The following is a 15,545-nucleotide window of genomic DNA, read 5'->3' on the forward strand; positions in this document are numbered from 1 at the left end:
CCGCGGACCGGCCGCCGGTTCAATTTTTGTTGTCTTTATACTCGTCGCCGTCGCCATCGTTGTCGTCACCACCGGCGCCATCGCCAGCACCGTCGTCTCCAAAGTCATCCAGTGAGAAGCCGCTATCGTCGAAGTCTTCGTCATCGAGGCCCGTCTCTGCGGCCGCCGCATCCTCACCTTCGTCGCCCAGGCCGTCCAGTATAGACATCCCGTCGCCCACATCAATATCCGCTTCGACGGCCGCATCGGAGGCCAGGTCCAGCTCCCCTGCCAGCAAGCCATCTGCCACACTGGTGTCTGCCTCCGCCGGCGCCGGCTCAGCGGCAGCCACTTCCTCCATTTGCAGTTCCGCCTCGGCTGCCGGTGCCTCGGCATCCGCAGGCGCGGCTTCAGCCGCTGCGGGCTCCGTGGTGTCAGGCTCCGCTGGGGCAACGGCTGCCCGATCGAGTTGCTCCAGGCTCTCATCCCCTCGCCGCCCCCCCATGATCATCCGGTAGGCAAAAAATGCCAGTGCGACAATTAAAAGATTGCCCACGCCAAGACCGACGTAAAGCGGCCACTTAGCCGCTTCTTCAGCCTGCGGTTCGGGTTCGGGTTCGGGTTCGGGAACGGGTTCCGGTTCCGGTTCAGGCTCGGGCTCGGGTTTGGGTTCGAGCTGCGATTCGGGCTCTGACTCAGGTACCGCTTCCGGCCCGGACTCGGTTGCTGTTTCCGGCGCCGGGGAGAAAGGATCATCACCGCCGCCAACTTGAATACTCAAGATGTCCGGCTCGAACTCAAATGCCTGCCCGGCCCCGTCGACACCTAAAACCCGCAGCGCCACCTGATATTCCCCCTCCAGCGCCGGGGTCAGTTGCAACTGCCAGGTGTCGGCCGGCGTCAGTAGCAGGGGTTTAATGGAACTGCGACCCTGCGGGTTCCTGATCCGCGCCGCCACCTTTGTTTGCGCCCGGTCCAGAGTCTGACCGCTGGCGCTGACCGTCACCACATAGACGGCGGTGTTGTCGGCCACCTGTTGCTGCACCGTTACGCTAAACGGCTCGCGCACCGCAACGCGGTGGGAGAACTCCCGCTTGAAGCTCTTACCGTCCACCAGAACTTGCAGATCGTAATCGCCGACGGTATCAAAATAAGCCAAATCAGCGCTGTAAATACCGTCGGCGGGCGGGGGATCGACCGCCAGTGATTGCTGCCAGTCATTGCCGTGCGGCCGCTGACTGACGCTGGCATCGATATCCAGCAGGCGTAAAAACTGGGCCCGGGTAATAGTGTCACCATCCTCCTGCAACAATAGCGATAGCGGCAGACTTTCGCCGCGAAAGATATTGTTGCGCAACGGCCTGACCAGTAAATTTAAGTCGCTGACTACGGTTACCCGGCTGTCCGGGTCCATGTCGGCCTGCACCTGCCATTCCCCCTCGAGCGGGCGCGTGATGGTAATCAGGTCGTAGCCATAGGCGCGGTACCAGTTCATATCAGGCAAGTCTTTGTCGGATCGGTATTGGGTGCGATCCGGTCCCAGCAGTCGGGTGTCGGCGCTGGCGTTCGGCTTACGGAAAATCAGCGCGGTAAATTCCTCCACACTGGAGTCGATAACAAACCGGTTTTCCTCGAGCGGCACCTGTTCCGCCGGTGCCGCCTGGTCGAATGCCTGGAGGAAAATCTTCATCAGGTCATCGGCGGTCTGCGCAACCGCGGCAATACCGTCGGTGCCGAGCGCCAGTTTATTCAACAAATCCTTATCGGCATTATCGGACAGCGCAACGGTGTGCACGGTGTAACCGGCCCGTTGTAGAAGCGGCAGCACATCGTCGGCGATGCGCCGCCACTCAGCCTGGTTTTGCTGCGGATCGCGGGAGATATCCACCATGCCGTCGGTGAGCAAAATCAGGCTGGTGCGGTATTGGGGATTGGGTTTATCGGCGTCGTAGGCGGCCTTTTCCAACGCCTCGCCAATGTTGGTAAACAGGCCCAGCGAACTGATGGACTCAGCTTTGTCGGCGGCATCGGTGCGCCACGCCGGCGATACCGGCCGGTGGGGCACCAGCATATTGACATAGCGGCCAAAGGTCCAAACCCCCGCCTTGCTGCCTTCGGGCAGCAACTGCAGCACCAATTCCAACGCCGGACGGCGTAAGTTCCTGGGGTCGTTTTGCTTCATGCTGCCGGAAATATCGACCAGGACACGCACATCGGCCGGCAGCGGCTGATCGGGCTTGGCCGCCTCCGGCTGGGTCGCAGCGGATACGCTGTAGAGCGAGGAGAAAACAACAGTCGTTGCAGCGAGTAAACGTAGCAGTCTGCGCATAGTTATCCCTGTTCGGCAAAGACCAGTCACACTAGAGGGTATAGCACCGAAAAGGGGACAAATCACGGTGGATAGCTATAAAAATTATAAGAACCGGGTTGGTTCGGGGTCAGAATTGACAGGGATTTCTCAATCGGCGAGTTTTTGGAGGATGCCGGACAACCGCTCCACAGACGCGCCAGGGTCCAAGGTCAGACCAAAACCGCGCCAAATCTTGCAAATAGCACCTCTCCCCGTGGCAGGGTGCGGGGACGTAACTTTAGTTGCGTCCCCTTCGAAGGGGACCATGCCACGCTCAAACAACACATCTCCCCGACCGCACATACTTGCAAAGGGTCTTATCAATCACTCAAAATTTCGCTAAGCAGACGTAGAGAAAACCGCAGTACACCGCATAGGTGCGTTAAGAAAGGGGAGTGGCACCATTCTAGGGGGACGCAACTAAAGTTACGTCCCCGCACCGTGCCACCGGAAAAGGCGCCACCGGAAAAGGTGCCAGTTGGCGGTGGTGCGGTTCCTTTAGGGTTCCTAGCCTACGGAGTCCCCGCACTTTGCTCGGCACTTTCGCGCAACAACGCCTGCCTTTCGTCCTCCTGCACCACCTCGCGCTCGCGCTGTTGCAGGCGCTCCTGGTAGCGGTGCCAGCCCAACTGCGCCAGCACCGACACCAGCACGGCACATAAAAGGGTAACCAGAATCGGCACGCCGGCGCGCAGCATGGCCTCCGGTCCGTAGAAAACGCCTTCGAGCAGGGTAATCACCAGGGCCGGCGCCCACTCGGCTTGCTCGGGACCGCCGTAATAGGGCGTCAACAGTAACACGCCCACCACCACCCTGGAGAAAAAACGCCATTGAAACTGGGGGATACCGAGACTGATGCGCCACCAGCAGACCATCAAACCCACAGCGCCAACGAGGTACACCGCCCAGCCCAATAAATAACCTTGTGAAGTCACCATAGCTACTGTTCTCTTTTTGACTCTTCTCTGCGTCTGCGGCCAACCGACTGCGTTGCGATCGGACAACCACACCGACAGCTCCGCGTCGGCAGCGCAGTTCAGCGATTTAGGGATAAGTTGCCGGTAATCTGCTTCGCATACCTACTCAACCCAGCTCACCACATGCTCCTGCATCCCGTCGGGGTGCACGTGGGTCTCCGACACCACCCGCCCGCGTACCGAGATACCCGCCTCGTGCACGCTTTGCCGCGATCCCGACACCAGATGGTGCCACCATCGCAGCGGCTTTCCCTCTGCAATCAGCCGATAGGCACAGGTGGCCGGCAACCAGTGAAACTGCTCGACATCCTGCGGCCGCAATTGTACACAATCGGGCACCAGACGGGCGCGCTCGGGGTAGCGCCGGCAGCGGCAATCCGCTTCGCCGAGGTAACGACACGCCACCCGCGTGTAGACCACCGCGCCGGTGTCTTCGTCCTCGAGTTTGTGCAGGCAACACTTGCCGCAGCCATCGCACAATGACTCCCACTCAATGGCAGTCATTTCAGCCAGGGGTTTGACCTGCCAAAACGGCGGCGCCATCACCGGCGACCATTCAGCTTGGTGTTATGGGTGTTGATCGTTTGCATATAGTCCTCTCGCGAGGAAGACAATTGCAGATAAAAACCCTGTGTCGCGAGACTGTCAAGCACCACCGCGATGTCGGCGCGGGCGAGTTTTCTCTGCGGCTGTAACACTATTGTCATGGCATGCGCCGGTTTTCCAAACCGCGCCAGCAAGGTGTCGGGGACGCGGGTCAGGCCATCCTCTTGCCTGACATACAGATACATATCGGGCTCGACACTGCTCTTGTAAATATCGCACAACATTTTCATTGCGAGGTCCCTGTGCGTTTGAATTCATTCGCCACCCGCACCAGCTCATCACCGATCACTGTCTTACGCCACCCTTGCAACCTGTCCGGCAGGGTGTATTCGCTGCCGTCCTCCATGCCGGAGCGGACAATGAATTCGAACTCTTTTTTTCGCACCATCACCTCCACCGGCAGGCCCATGGCCTCGGCCCGCTCGAGCGCCGAGGCTTTGAGCGCTTTGAGTAAATCCCCCTGCTGCGGCGGCAGCGGTCCGTTCAAGTGCTGCGGGTAGTTGTCGGGGTCGCCGGTTGTCGCCGCCGCAATCAGTGACAACAGCGTGTCGCCGTGCCGGCGCGCCAGCCGCGGCGGCATTTCGTCAAGCCGCGCCAGTTGTGCCTGGGTCTTGGGCTGGCGGCGCGCCATATCCCAAAGCACCCGGTCCTTTATTAAATGGTTGCGGGGTAAATCTTCACTGCGCGCCTGCTGCTCGCGCCAGCGACTCAGGGACTTTAATACTGCGAGTTCGCGACGGTTCAGTTTCCATGCCGACTTGATGCGGATGTAGTAACTGTCGAGGTCATCCTGCCCGTTGCCGCCGGCCACCAGTTCGCGACTGTCCCGCCGGACCCAATCGAGACGCCCGTTGTCTTCCAATATTGCCACCAACTTGGCGTACAGGACCGGCAGATAGGCCACGTCCAGGGCGGCATATTTCAACTGCGACGGGCTCAGCGGCCGGCGCAGCCAATCGGAACGGGTTTCGCTCTTGGGAATGTCAACCCCCAAAACCGCTTTCAGCAGATTGGCATAACCCACCGAAAAGCCGAATCCCGCAAACGCCGCCGCCAGTTGGGTATCGAAAAGGGGCTCGGGCACCACCCCCAGCAGCCGCGCAAACACTTCCAGGTCTTCCGAGCAGGAGTGCAGCACCTTGGTCACACCCGGGTCAGTCAGCAAAGTCACCAGTGGTTGGAAGTTGTCAATCGCCAGGGGATCGATCAGGTAACAACCGTCGCCGTCACCAATCTGGATCAGGCCCGCCAGCGGGTAAAACGTTTGGCTGCGCATGAATTCCGTGTCCACTGCCAGCGCCGTACACCCGGCCCAGCGCTCGCAGAGCCGGGCCAGGTCGGCATCACTGTCAACCCAGATCGGCGCCGTTGCCAGGGTATCGGTGGTCATGGGTTACAGGGCCTGGCGGCTGGAAAAGGCATGGGCCAGGGTGCCCCCGTCGATATACTCCAACTCGCCGCCCAGGGGCACGCCGTGGGCGATACGCGTCACCGTCACGGCCGCCGCCTTGGCCAACTCGGCAATATAGTGTGCGGTCGCTTCGCCCTCCACCGTGGGGTTGGTGGCCAGGATCAGTTCCTCTATCGATTCATCCGCCAGTAGTTGCACCAGTTGGTCGACGCCGATGTCCGCCGGACCCACCCCGTCTATCGGCGACAGGCGTCCGAGCAACACGAAGTATTTACCCTGGTAACTACCGGCCTGCTCTATTGCCAGTACGTCCGCCGGCGTTTCCACCACACACAACAGCCGCCCGTCGCGCCGGTGATTGGCGCAGATACCGCACAGCGCCTGTTCAGTGAGCGTGCGACAGCGATCGCAGCGACTGACGCCCGCCGCGGCCCGCTCCAGGCTCTGCGCCAGGGTCGCGGCACCTTCGCGATCATGCTCCAACAGATGCAGGGCGATGCGCTGCGCCGACTTGGGACCGACACCCGGCAGGCAACGCAGGGATTGGATTAACTCATCTATTAAAGGACTGAACATAAATTAAAAGATTGAACACAGGGCGGCGGTGAACGGGTTAAAACGGCATTTTGAAGCCGTCGGGCAGATTCAGGCCGGCAGTCAGACCGCCGAGCTTGTCTTTGTTGGCGTCTTCGATACGACGCACAGCGTCATTGACCGCAGCCGCCAGCAAGTCTTCAAGGATTTCCTTGTCCTCGCCCATCAGGCTCGCGTCTATCTGCACCGCTTTGACATCGTGGCGGCCGTTCATAGTCACCTTCACCAGTCCCGCCCCGGATTCGCCCTGCACTTCGGCGTTGGCAAGCTCCTCCTGCATCTTCTGCATATTGTCCTGCATCTGTTTGGCCTGCTTCATCAAATCGCCAAGACCTTTCATGGTTATACCTCGCTGACCTCATCTATCGGCTCGACCGACTCCTCGCGCAGCGTCGCCTGAAACTGCGCCTCCAGTTGCGCCACCAAAGGATCCGCCTTCAGCGCCGCCAGCGCCTGCGCCTGCCGCTCGCGGCGCAGCCGTACCACATTTGCCGCCGGGGTCTCCCCCGCGACCTGTCCCAATTGTATATGCACCTGCACCGGTTCACCGAAGTAGTCACTCAGTAAATCGGCCAGGCGCACGCTGTGTGCCTCGTCGTACAGCGTGCTGTTGGCTTCGTCGAGTACAAAGTGGAAGCCACCGGCATCACGCCCGGCAAGTACGCAGTTGGATACGGTACTTTGCAATATACCGCCGACCCCAAGCCCGCGATAAATTTGCAGCCAGTTGTCCGGTCCGGCCTGTTGCAGCGGGATTTTTGCCGCCGCGGCAGCGACGGACTGCACCGGCGGCGGCCGCTCGGGAGCCGCCGCGGCGGCAGCCTGCGGCGGTTTGATATCGGCTGCCGCTTTGATCAAGCCGGGCTGGTCCAGGGTGGCCATTACTTCGGCCAGCACACCGGAGGCGGGCGGCGTGTTTACTCCTGAGCCCCGCTGCATGGATACCGCCGCGGCAGCAGTTGCCTCGGTTGCGCCGGCGGCTGCCGGCGCCGCCCCGGCGCCGGTCGCCGGTGCGGCCATTTTTGCCGCGGGCTCTGCCGCCGCCATCGCCGCTGCTGCCACCTGTGTCGCCGGCGTTATGGCATCTGTCGCAGGCAAAGTCGCAGCGGGCGCCGGCGCAGGTGTTTCCAAATCGACCGCAGGCGCCCCTGTATCCATCGCAGGTGCTGTTGCCTGCGCCGGGGTATTTGTCGCAGGCTCTCTATTCAGGGCGGATGCCACGGTATCCATCACAGGCACTGTCGCCTGCGCCGCAGATAACGGCGTGTCCATCGCGGGCACGGCATCCGCAGCAGGTGCCATAGTATCCATCGCAGGCCCTGCCGGCGCCGCTGGTACCCCAGTGCCCATCGCGGGCACCGCATCTGCGGCAGGTGCCACAGAATCCGTCACAGGTGCTGTCGCTTGCACCGCGGAGACCATGTCCATCGCGGGCACAACGTCTGCAGCAGATGCCGGGGTAGCGCCAGTTGTGTCCGCCGCGAGCACCGGTGCCTGTGCAGCGGCTGCCGCCACCTCAGATGCGGATGCTCCGGTCTCAACAGTCGCGGCGCCAGTGGACGCCGATTCAATCGGCGCCGGTGCCGGTTGGGGCTTTTTTGCGGCCACCTCCGGGTCATCCGCCGGCGGGGTCCCGTCCGCAGCCTGTCCCTGGGGCAAGCCGCGGGTCGGTATCTCGGCCACACCCTGGGGCTTGAACGCCAGCATTCTCAACAGCACCATTTCAAAACCGCCGCGGGGATCGGGCGCCAGCGCCAGATCGCGCCGCCCGAGCAGGGCAATCTGGTAAAATAGCTGCACATCCTCAGCGGCCAGCGCCTGCGCCAGCTCAAGTACCTGTTGGCGATCGCCGACACTGTTGTCCACCGCCTCCGGCAGTGCCTGGGCGATGGCAATACGGTGCAACACCGCCAGCAGCTCCGCCAGTGCCCCGTGATAGTCCGGGGCGTGTTCTGACAACCTGGCCACCGCCGCCAGCATTTGCGGACCATCGACAGCAGCCAAAGCCCTGAGAATATCGTAAACCAGCGCCTGGTCGAGCGTGCCGAGCATGGTTCTCACATCGCTCTCCACCACCTTGCCGCTGCCAAACGCAATGGCCTGGTCGGTCAGACTCAACGCATCGCGCATACTGCCATCGGCCGCCCTGCCCAATTGCCACAACGCCGCCTCTTCAAAGGGCACCATCTCCTGCGCCAGCACCTGTTGCAGGTGTTGCACGATACGCTCGGGGTGCATGTTTTTCAGGTTGAACTGCAGGCAGCGGGACAGGATAGTAACCGGCAATTTCTGCGGGTCGGTGGTCGCCAGTAGGAATTTAATATGCGGCGGCGGCTCCTCCAGCGTTTTCAACAGGGCGTTGAAGCTGTGGCTGGAAAGCATATGCACTTCATCGATCAGATAGACTTTGTAGCGGCCCCGGGTGGGCGCATACTGCACGTTTTCGAGCAGCTCCCGGGTATCCTCGACTTTGGTGCGCGAGGCGGCGTCGACCTCGATCAAATCGACAAAACGGCCCTCGCCGATTTCGACACAGGCGCCACACTGGCCGCAGGGCTCGGAACTCACTCCGGCTTCACAGTTCAGACACTTGGCCAAAATCCGGGCTATGGTGGTTTTACCCACCCCGCGTGTGCCGGTAAACAGGTAGGCATGGTGTAGCCGGTCGTGATCCAGCGCGTTGATCAGCGCCTGCAGTACGTGCTCCTGCCCAACCATCTCGCGAAAGACTTTGGGGCGCCATTTGCGGGCTAATACTTGATAGCTCAAAGTGTCGCAGTCCTAAAAATGCCTGGCGTCGCAACCGGGCCTTCGACGGCACCGGTTGCGACTGCAGTAGCAAAAACAGGCTATTGTAGTATCAGTTGCAGTCCCAGCTCAAATCCGTTGCCGCCGGGGCCAGAGCGAGGCAAGGACCCTGCCCGTCCATGGTAACCCGGATGCGGTCAATTAATCGCCACCCAGCAGCGGCGCGCAACCGGCGTCCGCTAAAGCTCGGCCAACACCTGATTCCATTTGAGTTGGTAGGCACTCTTCGTGGTTTCGGCGTTGGCGTGGTCCAGCGCCCTCTGCAGCGCCTCTTCGCCCTTCACCCGCTCCCCCAGTTGCAGGTAGCTCATCCCCAGCAGGAAGTGAAAACGGTGGTCCTGCTGGCTGCCGCTGACCGCCGCGCGGGCATGGCTGACCGCCGCGGCGTAGTCCTTGTCGCGATAGGCCTGTTCGGCCAGGTGATAGCGGTAATAGGGATTGCGGTCGCGCACCTCCTGGGCCCGCCGGCGATAGAGTTCCGCTTTTGCCGGCATATCGCGGTTGACATAAAAACGCTCGAGACTGCTGATGGCAGCCAGATTGCCCTCGTCTTGATGCAGCGCATATAGGAAAGCGGCCTCCGCTTCGCGCTGGTGTCCGTGACGCAGATACAGTGTCCCCAGATTGGACCAGAGAAAACCCGCATCGGGAGCCAGTGTCAGTGCTTTTTTGAAATGGCGAAAAGCCTCATAGGTATCGTTTTCGCCCATATAGTCGGCGGCCAGATTATTGTAGTACTGGGCCTCGGCGTAGCGATCCGAAACGACCCGCTGCCGGTACTCCGGCTCGTAGACCTCCGGGGTGACATCCACTACGACCTGATCGTTGGGGCCGCGCACCACATTGGCATTGATATGCCGGTACAGCACATAGGTCTGCTCGCCCTGCATACCCCAGGTGGGCGGTACATCCACCTCGTTGAAGCGCACCTTGAGACCCACTTCGCGCCCCATGGCCACCAGCAGCGCGGTAAATGAGAGACAGTTGCCCGTGCGCTTTTCGAAGGCCTGCGCCGCCGTCAGTGTCTCTGCGGCACTGTATTCGAAATCCAGCATACCCGGATGGCGCAGGGCATAAATCAGGGCATCGATGCGCGTGGCCCGGCCGCTGTCGCGCGATACGCTGTGGTCGAGAAACGCCCGCATCTCTGCATTGATCGACAGGAAGGGCTGATTGGGCAACTCGATATCGCGGGCGGCCGCGCCCAGCAGCACCTCGCCGCTCAGGATCTGTTGTTTTTGCTCAGCGGGCAGAATAGCAGTACCGGGAAGTTGGGCGCAGCCGGAAATCAGGCACAACAGCCCTATTAACCAGACGCCGCCGCGACGGGCCCGGCCAACCGGAGAAGTGTGTAACATTCCTGGGGAGGTGCTGATCATAGACCCTCTCTTCACGCCCCTGGGGTGTTACAGCATAGCACCGATTTGGGGCTTTTTCTCATGTTCGAGATGGCGCGCCGAACGTTCAGCGACCAATGTCAAGACGGTCTTTAGTCGTTGGTGTTATAATGGCCGGCTTTCTCATTCGTTATTTGGTGATAGACCGGAGACAGTCCAGTGCAACGCGCTTGGCAAACCCCGCAAAACCTCCTGCTGCTGATGTCGCTGGCGATGCCGCTGGCCTTCGCCACCTGGAGCGCCCTGCTCAATAATTTCGTGATCGAGCGGGCCGCTTTTACCGGCGCCGAGATCGGCATCCTGCAGAGCGTGCGGGAAATTCCCGGTTTCCTGGCGTTTACCGCGATTTTCATGTTACTGCTGCTGAAGGAGCAGACCTTCGCGCTGTTGTCGCTGTTGCTGTTGGGTCTGGGCGTGGCCGTCACCGGCTGGTTTCCGAGCGAGTGGGGCCTGTACTGCACGACCTTCCTGATGTCGGTGGGCTTTCACTATTTTGAAACCCTGAAACAATCGCTGTCGCTGCAATGGCTGAGTAAAGAAGAAGCGCCGCAAATGCTGGGGCGTTTTATCTCTGCGGGCGCGCTGGCGTCGCTGGTGGTCTTTGCGCTGCTGTGGCTCAATCAGGCCACTCTGGGTCTGGACTTCGCCGCCATCTATTTGACCGGCGGCGGCATCTGCGTCCTGCTGGTGCTGTTTATGTGGCTGGGATTCCCGCGCTTCAAGGCACCGACACCGCAGCGCAAGCATATCGTGCTGCGCAAGCGCTACTGGCTTTACTACGCCCTGACATTTATGAGCGGCGCCCGCCGGCAGATTTTTGTCGTGTTTGCCGGTTTTATGATGGTGGAAAAATTTGGTTTCACCGTGGCCGACATCGCCAAACTGTATCTGGCCAACCACGTCGTCAACTGGCTGTTTGCCGCCCGCATCGGGGCCTTGGTAGGCCGTATCGGCGAACGCCGGGCACTGGTCATCGAGTATTCGGGACTGGTGCTGGTATTTACGGCCTACGCGCTGGTGGTGATGGGCGTAGTGGAAAGCGCTATGTTCGCCGCCGCGCTGTATATTATCGATCACCTGTTTTTCTCCTTGGCGATCGCCATCAAGACGTATTTCCAAAAAATTGCCGATCCCGCCGATATGGCGGCCACCGCCTCGGTGAGTTTTACCATCAATCATATTGCCGCCGTCGCCATTCCGGCGAGCTTTGGCATCCTGTGGCTGCTGGCGCCGCCGGCGGTGTTTTTACTGGGCGCTGCCATGGCGGCCGTATCGCTGCTGCTGGCCTGCAATATCCCGGCGGCGCCGCAACGGGGCAACGAAGTCATCAAGGGGCGGGTGACACCGGCGCCGGCATAATTTCAGCGGCGCAGCCTGGCGGTAGGCGATAATTGTTCAGACGACGGGCCGGTGGAAACCGGCCTTGCAGGTGTCAGTGCTGAGGAGCACTCGCTTCGGGCTTCCACTTTTTGGTGGTGGTGCTTAAGCGGAGGCGTGCCAATAAACGGTCTGTCTCTGGGCGGGCGCTTTCAGAAACACGTCGTGAACCCATCCCTGGGGACTTCCCGACAGCATCCCTGCTGTCGAGAGTTTCTGAAAGCACCCGCCCAGAGACAGACCTCCCTTCGGTATTCTTAACCAATACCGATAGTACCACGGTGGTAGGTCCTAACCCGGTGTAGGGGTTCGAGACTCTCGACAGCAGGGATGCTGTCGTGACCAACAGTAGGCGCTTTAGGCGAGTTTACAGGGACGTACTTGCAACGTGCCTCGAACCCCTACACCGGGTTAGGACCGAATCGATTGGCACCGACTCGCTCAAGCACCACCACCAAAAAGTGGAAGCCCGAAGGGATAAGGCAACATTGCTTGAGGGAGGTCTAGAGAGACAGCCAAAGACTGAGCCGGATCGAAAACAACGAATCACCCAGTGCAACGGAAAGCTAACCCATTGAACACCAACCAGGACGATAAGGACAAGGGTGGCGGCCCAAGCCAGCCGCACCCCGGCACATGATGTCACCACTACCGTTGCTCCCTTCCGGGCCTGGCGGGGTTCGCAGTTGATCATTGCGGGGGGACCGGAAAGGGCCACCATTGCAAAGCGCGGCGCATTATGCGAAGTTTTCCGGTGCTTTGCAAGCCTGTCGCGGCGGCGCTACGCGACGCTGAGATTGTCGCCATTTGCTTGACTTGCGTCATAGGCATGCCGCTATCGGGGGGGATAGAGTTACCCCAGCACTCACTGACGACGCCGGGAGGTGTGTAATGGAAGGAATAGAAGTCCAGCAACTGCGGCTGCGCGACGTGATGTCCGCCTCACTGGTCTATGTGGACATGCGGGCCACGGTCACCGAGGCGGAAAAACTGATGGCCGCCCACAACGTCCACCATCTGCCAGTCATGGACAACGGCATCCTCGAGTCCATTATCTCCAAGCGGGATATCCGTCACGCCATTTACCCGGACACCCTGTCACTGGAGGCGGCGGACGGCGGCGACAAAGAGGACCTGCTGGTGTCGGATATCTGCCCCATCCAGGCGTTTGTCGCCGACGTCGACGATCCCCTCGCAAAGGTAATCGATATCATGGTCAGCCGGCGCATTGCAGCGGTGATCGTGCTGGCCGAGGGCGAGCTGAGCGGCATCTTCACCGAAGCCGACGGCTGCCGGGTGTTGGCCAGGGTTATGCAATCACTCGCACAGTGATCACGTGATCCACCGCGGCAATACTGTCGATCACAGAATCGTGTGGCGACTGTTCCACATCGATAATATTGTAGGCCACCTGCTCGCGGCTTTTGTTTACCATGTCCAAGACATTGACCTCATTGTCGGCGAGTACTGACAGTACGTGCCCCAACACACCGGACACATTTTCATTGCTGAAGGTAATGCGGCAGCCACCGTTTCTGGCCATGCTGATGGGCGGAAAATTGACCGAATTTTTGATATTGCCGTTGTGCAGAAAGTCCATCAGCTGATCGGCCGCCATGACCGCGCAATTCTCCTCCGCCTCGGCGGTGCTGGCACCGATATGCGGCATGGCGATCACATCGCTGCGGCCGAGTAGACAGGGTTCCGGAAAGTCGCAGATATACTGCCCGAGTTGGCCGGCATCCAGGCTCGCCACTACGGCGGCAGAATCGACGATAGCATCGCGGGCAAAGTTCAGCAGGGTTGCGCCAGGCCTCAACGACTGCAACGTCTCGCGATTGATCATATGCCGGGTGCTCTCCAGCGCCGGCACGTGCAGGGACACATAATCGGCGTGCGCCAGCAGCGATTGCAGATTCTCCATCTTCTGCACCTGACTCGGCAGGCGCCAGGCGGCCTCGACCGACAGGGCCGGATCGAAACCCACGACCTTCATATCCAGCGCCAGCGCCATCTCGGCCACCATCGAGCCGATGGCTCCCAGGCCCACCACCCCGAGGGTCTTGCCGTAGAGTTCCTGCCCGGCAAAACGTTTCTTTTCCTGCTCCAGCAGTTTCGACATGGCGGCGGCGTCGCCGATGTCGGTGAGGGTTTGCACGTAGGACATGCCCTGGGTGATGCCGCGCGAGCCGAGCAGCAACCCGGCAAGCACCAGTTCTTTGACGGCATTGGCGTTGGCCCCCGGCGTATTAAAGGCAACAATGCCGCGCTGGGTATAGGCTTCGATCGGCAGGTTGTTGACGCCGGCGCCGGCCCGCGCCACCGCCCGCAGTGTCTCCGGTATGACTTCGTCGTGCAGTTTGTGGCTGCGCAGTAGATAGGCGATCGGGTGCCCGATCTCGCTGGCCACTTCGTAGCGGTCGCGGGGAAAACGATCCAGACCTTTGACGGAAATCTGGTTGTAGGTTTTGATTTTATACATGTCGGGTCCTCGGGGAAGGGAGGCCAACCGCCCGCAGTAGTCTATCCGCTTACTGCAGATATCCGGCGCTACCGCGGGCTACCGGTCAGCTATTCTTGTTATGCGGTTTTTCTATGCTCATAGGCCCAGGTCAACCACGGCAGCAGCGCCTCTAGGTCCGCGCGTGCCACGGTTGCACCGCACCAGATGCGCAGGCCCGCGGGCGCGTCGCGATAGGCGCCTATGTCGTAGGCCACACCTTCGCGCTCCAGCAACTTCACCATCTGCCTGACCTCGTCCGGTTCGGCATCGAGGCTGAGGCAGACGCTGGTATTGGACCGCTGCGCCGGCTCCACCGCCAGAAACCGTATCCAGTCGTTGGCCGCCACAAAGCTCTCCAGCACGGCGAGGTTATCTCTGGATTTGGCAATGGCCGCTTCAGCGCCACCCAGACCCTGCACCCAGGCCAGCGCGTCCAGGTAGTCGGCGACGCATAACATCGACGGGGTATTAATGGTGGCGCCCTGAAAAATACCTTCGATCAGTTTACCGTTTTTGGTCATGCGGAAAATTTTCGGCAGTGGCCACGGCGGCGTGTAACTTTCCAGGCGCGCCACTGCCCGCGGCCCGAGGATCAGCATCCCGTGGGCACCCTCGCCGCCGAGTACCTTCTGCCAGGAGAAGGTCACCACGTCGAGTTTTTCCCAGGGCAACGCCATGGCGAACACAGCAGAGGTGGCATCGCAGATGGTCAACCCCTCGCGCTGCGCGGCGATCCAGTCCCCGTCGGGCACCTTCACACCCGAGGTGGTGCCGTTCCAGGTAAACACCACGTCGTGCTCGAAATTCACCTGCGCCAGGTCCGGCAGGTGGCCGTACTCTGCCTCCATGACACGGACATCCTGCAATCGCAACTGTTTGGTAATGTCGGTGACCCAGCCGCTGCCAAAGGATTCCCAGGCCAGCACATCCACCGGGCGCGGTCCGAGCAGCGACCACAGCGCCATCTCCACCGCACCGGTATCCGACGCCGGCACCACGCCGACCCGATAGCCGGCGGGCAGCCCCAACAGCTCGGCGGTCTGCTCGCAGGCTTGCCGCAGCGCGGCCTTACCCGGCGCCGAACGGTGGGAGCGCCCAAGCGTGCTCAGTGCCAGTTGGGCGACATCGTAACCGGGCCGTTTGCGGCAGGGGCCGGATGAAAAATTGGGATTCTTGGGTTTCGCCTGGGGTTGCATACCGATCCTCGAAATACTGTTATGCCAGCAGTTTTTATGTTGTGCGAAGACGTTCCCGACGAGCGCACTGCCCTGCCAGGCCGGATTCGCGGCGCGCTATTATGCCAGTATTGCCTAGAATTACATAGCTGACGGCGGGTGTGATGCGGCGGCCATGATGACAATAGACCAGTCTGCCCTTTGGGATATGGGGGATGATGGCGTGGTATTGTTCAGAGTCAATCCTCCGGCGGCACGGTGCGGGGACGTAACTTCAGTTGCGTCCCCCTCGAGGGGGACCACTCCCGGTGAGCAAAGGCACCGCTATCCGTCTACTGCGGTGCGGGGTCTGCGGTGCGGGGTCGGGG

Annotated in this window: 13 protein-coding genes and 1 other RNA gene; 2 read left to right on the forward strand and 12 right to left on the reverse strand. The window is 60.9% G+C overall.

All coding sequences use genetic code 11. The features are described 5' to 3' along the window. Positions 1-19: 19 nt before the first annotated feature. From FKG94_RS26650 to FKG94_RS26690, 9 genes are all read right to left on the reverse strand, one after another. Positions 20-2,308 (reverse strand): VWA domain-containing protein, encoded by a 2,289-nt coding sequence (locus FKG94_RS26650; protein ID WP_142929998.1) that lies wholly within the window; start codon positions 2,306-2,308, stop codon positions 20-22. A gap of 533 nt (positions 2,309-2,841) precedes the next feature. After that, on the reverse strand, positions 2,842-3,267 hold the full coding sequence (locus FKG94_RS26655; protein WP_142929999.1) for a hypothetical protein: 426 nt from the start codon (positions 3,265-3,267) through the stop codon (positions 2,842-2,844). 141 nt (positions 3,268-3,408) lie between these two features. Then, a complete protein-coding gene (locus FKG94_RS26660) occupies positions 3,409-3,849 on the reverse strand; it encodes a YcgN family cysteine cluster protein (protein WP_142930000.1) in 441 nt (146 codons plus the stop codon). Further along, the gene (locus FKG94_RS26665; RefSeq protein WP_142930001.1) at positions 3,849-4,142 is read right to left on the reverse strand and encodes a YcgL domain-containing protein; all 294 of its coding nucleotides are present in this window, start codon (positions 4,140-4,142) and stop codon (positions 3,849-3,851) included. Before FKG94_RS26665 ends, FKG94_RS26660 begins: the two co-directional genes overlap by 1 nt. After that, positions 4,139-5,302, reverse strand: a complete 1,164-nt coding sequence (gene rnd / locus FKG94_RS26670; RefSeq protein ID WP_142930002.1) for a ribonuclease D — start codon at positions 5,300-5,302, stop codon at positions 4,139-4,141. Before rnd ends, FKG94_RS26665 begins: the two co-directional genes overlap by 4 nt. Before the next feature lie 3 nt (positions 5,303-5,305). Continuing rightward, positions 5,306-5,899, reverse strand: coding sequence for a recombination mediator RecR (gene recR, locus FKG94_RS26675; RefSeq protein ID WP_142930003.1), 594 nt, complete (start codon positions 5,897-5,899; stop codon positions 5,306-5,308). A 37-nt stretch (positions 5,900-5,936) separates the two neighbouring features. Next, complete coding sequence (locus FKG94_RS26680) at positions 5,937-6,257, reverse strand: YbaB/EbfC family nucleoid-associated protein (protein ID WP_142930004.1); 321 nt, start codon at positions 6,255-6,257, stop codon at positions 5,937-5,939. Between the two features lie 2 nt (positions 6,258-6,259). Beyond that, positions 6,260-8,686 (reverse strand): DNA polymerase III subunit gamma/tau, encoded by a 2,427-nt coding sequence (gene dnaX / locus FKG94_RS26685; RefSeq protein ID WP_142930005.1) that lies wholly within the window; start codon positions 8,684-8,686, stop codon positions 6,260-6,262. Positions 8,687-8,904: 218 nt separating this feature from the next. Next, positions 8,905-10,104, reverse strand: coding sequence for a transglutaminase domain-containing protein (locus FKG94_RS26690; protein ID WP_142930006.1), 1,200 nt, complete (start codon positions 10,102-10,104; stop codon positions 8,905-8,907). 219 nt (positions 10,105-10,323) lie between these two features. On the opposite strand from FKG94_RS26690, the gene FKG94_RS26695 reads away from it, so the two are divergent. Beyond that, a complete protein-coding gene (locus FKG94_RS26695) occupies positions 10,324-11,481 on the forward strand; it encodes an MFS transporter (protein ID WP_142930013.1) in 1,158 nt (385 codons plus the stop codon). Between the two features lie 631 nt (positions 11,482-12,112). On the opposite strand, the gene ffs is transcribed toward FKG94_RS26695, so the two are convergent. Beyond that, positions 12,113-12,209: signal recognition particle sRNA small type (gene ffs, locus FKG94_RS26700), an RNA gene on the reverse strand. Positions 12,210-12,390: 181 nt separating this feature from the next. Between ffs and FKG94_RS26705 the strand changes: the two genes are divergently transcribed. Beyond that, entirely contained in the window at positions 12,391-12,831 is a 441-nt protein-coding gene (locus tag FKG94_RS26705) for a CBS domain-containing protein (RefSeq protein WP_142930007.1), read from the forward strand. On the opposite strand, the gene FKG94_RS26710 is transcribed toward FKG94_RS26705, so the two are convergent. Together FKG94_RS26710 and FKG94_RS26715 are read right to left on the reverse strand one after the other, a co-directional pair. Further along, a complete protein-coding gene (locus FKG94_RS26710; protein WP_142930008.1) occupies positions 12,809-13,981 on the reverse strand; it encodes a phosphoglycerate dehydrogenase in 1,173 nt (390 codons plus the stop codon). The genes FKG94_RS26705 and FKG94_RS26710 overlap by 23 nt on opposite strands. A 98-nt stretch (positions 13,982-14,079) precedes the next feature. Then, entirely contained in the window at positions 14,080-15,198 is a 1,119-nt protein-coding gene (locus tag FKG94_RS26715; protein WP_142930009.1) for a phosphoserine transaminase, read from the reverse strand. Between the last annotated feature and the right edge of the window lie 347 nt (positions 15,199-15,545).

It is taken from the genome of Exilibacterium tricleocarpae (assembly GCF_007004655.1).
Lineage (GTDB): Bacteria > Pseudomonadota > Gammaproteobacteria > Pseudomonadales > Cellvibrionaceae > Exilibacterium > Exilibacterium tricleocarpae.

Coding starts and splice junctions, on each gene's coding strand:
- FKG94_RS26650 (WP_142929998.1), bottom strand. CDS start 2,308: ATGCGCAGACTGCTACGTTTACTCGCTGCAACGACTGTTGTTTTCTCC.
- FKG94_RS26655 (WP_142929999.1), bottom strand. CDS start 3,267: ATGGTGACTTCACAAGGTTATTTATTGGGCTGGGCGGTGTACCTCGTT.
- FKG94_RS26660 (WP_142930000.1), bottom strand. CDS start 3,849: ATGGCGCCGCCGTTTTGGCAGGTCAAACCCCTGGCTGAAATGACTGCC.
- FKG94_RS26665 (WP_142930001.1), bottom strand. CDS start 4,142: ATGAAAATGTTGTGCGATATTTACAAGAGCAGTGTCGAGCCCGATATG.
- rnd (WP_142930002.1), bottom strand. CDS start 5,302: ATGACCACCGATACCCTGGCAACGGCGCCGATCTGGGTTGACAGTGAT.
- recR (WP_142930003.1), bottom strand. CDS start 5,899: ATGTTCAGTCCTTTAATAGATGAGTTAATCCAATCCCTGCGTTGCCTG.
- FKG94_RS26680 (WP_142930004.1), bottom strand. CDS start 6,257: ATGAAAGGTCTTGGCGATTTGATGAAGCAGGCCAAACAGATGCAGGAC.
- FKG94_RS26690 (WP_142930006.1), bottom strand. CDS start 10,104: ATGATCAGCACCTCCCCAGGAATGTTACACACTTCTCCGGTTGGCCGG.
- FKG94_RS26695 (WP_142930013.1), top strand. CDS start 10,324: ATGTCGCTGGCGATGCCGCTGGCCTTCGCCACCTGGAGCGCCCTGCTC.
- FKG94_RS26705 (WP_142930007.1), top strand. CDS start 12,391: ATGGAAGGAATAGAAGTCCAGCAACTGCGGCTGCGCGACGTGATGTCC.
- FKG94_RS26710 (WP_142930008.1), bottom strand. CDS start 13,981: ATGTATAAAATCAAAACCTACAACCAGATTTCCGTCAAAGGTCTGGAT.
- FKG94_RS26715 (WP_142930009.1), bottom strand. CDS start 15,198: ATGCAACCCCAGGCGAAACCCAAGAATCCCAATTTTTCATCCGGCCCC.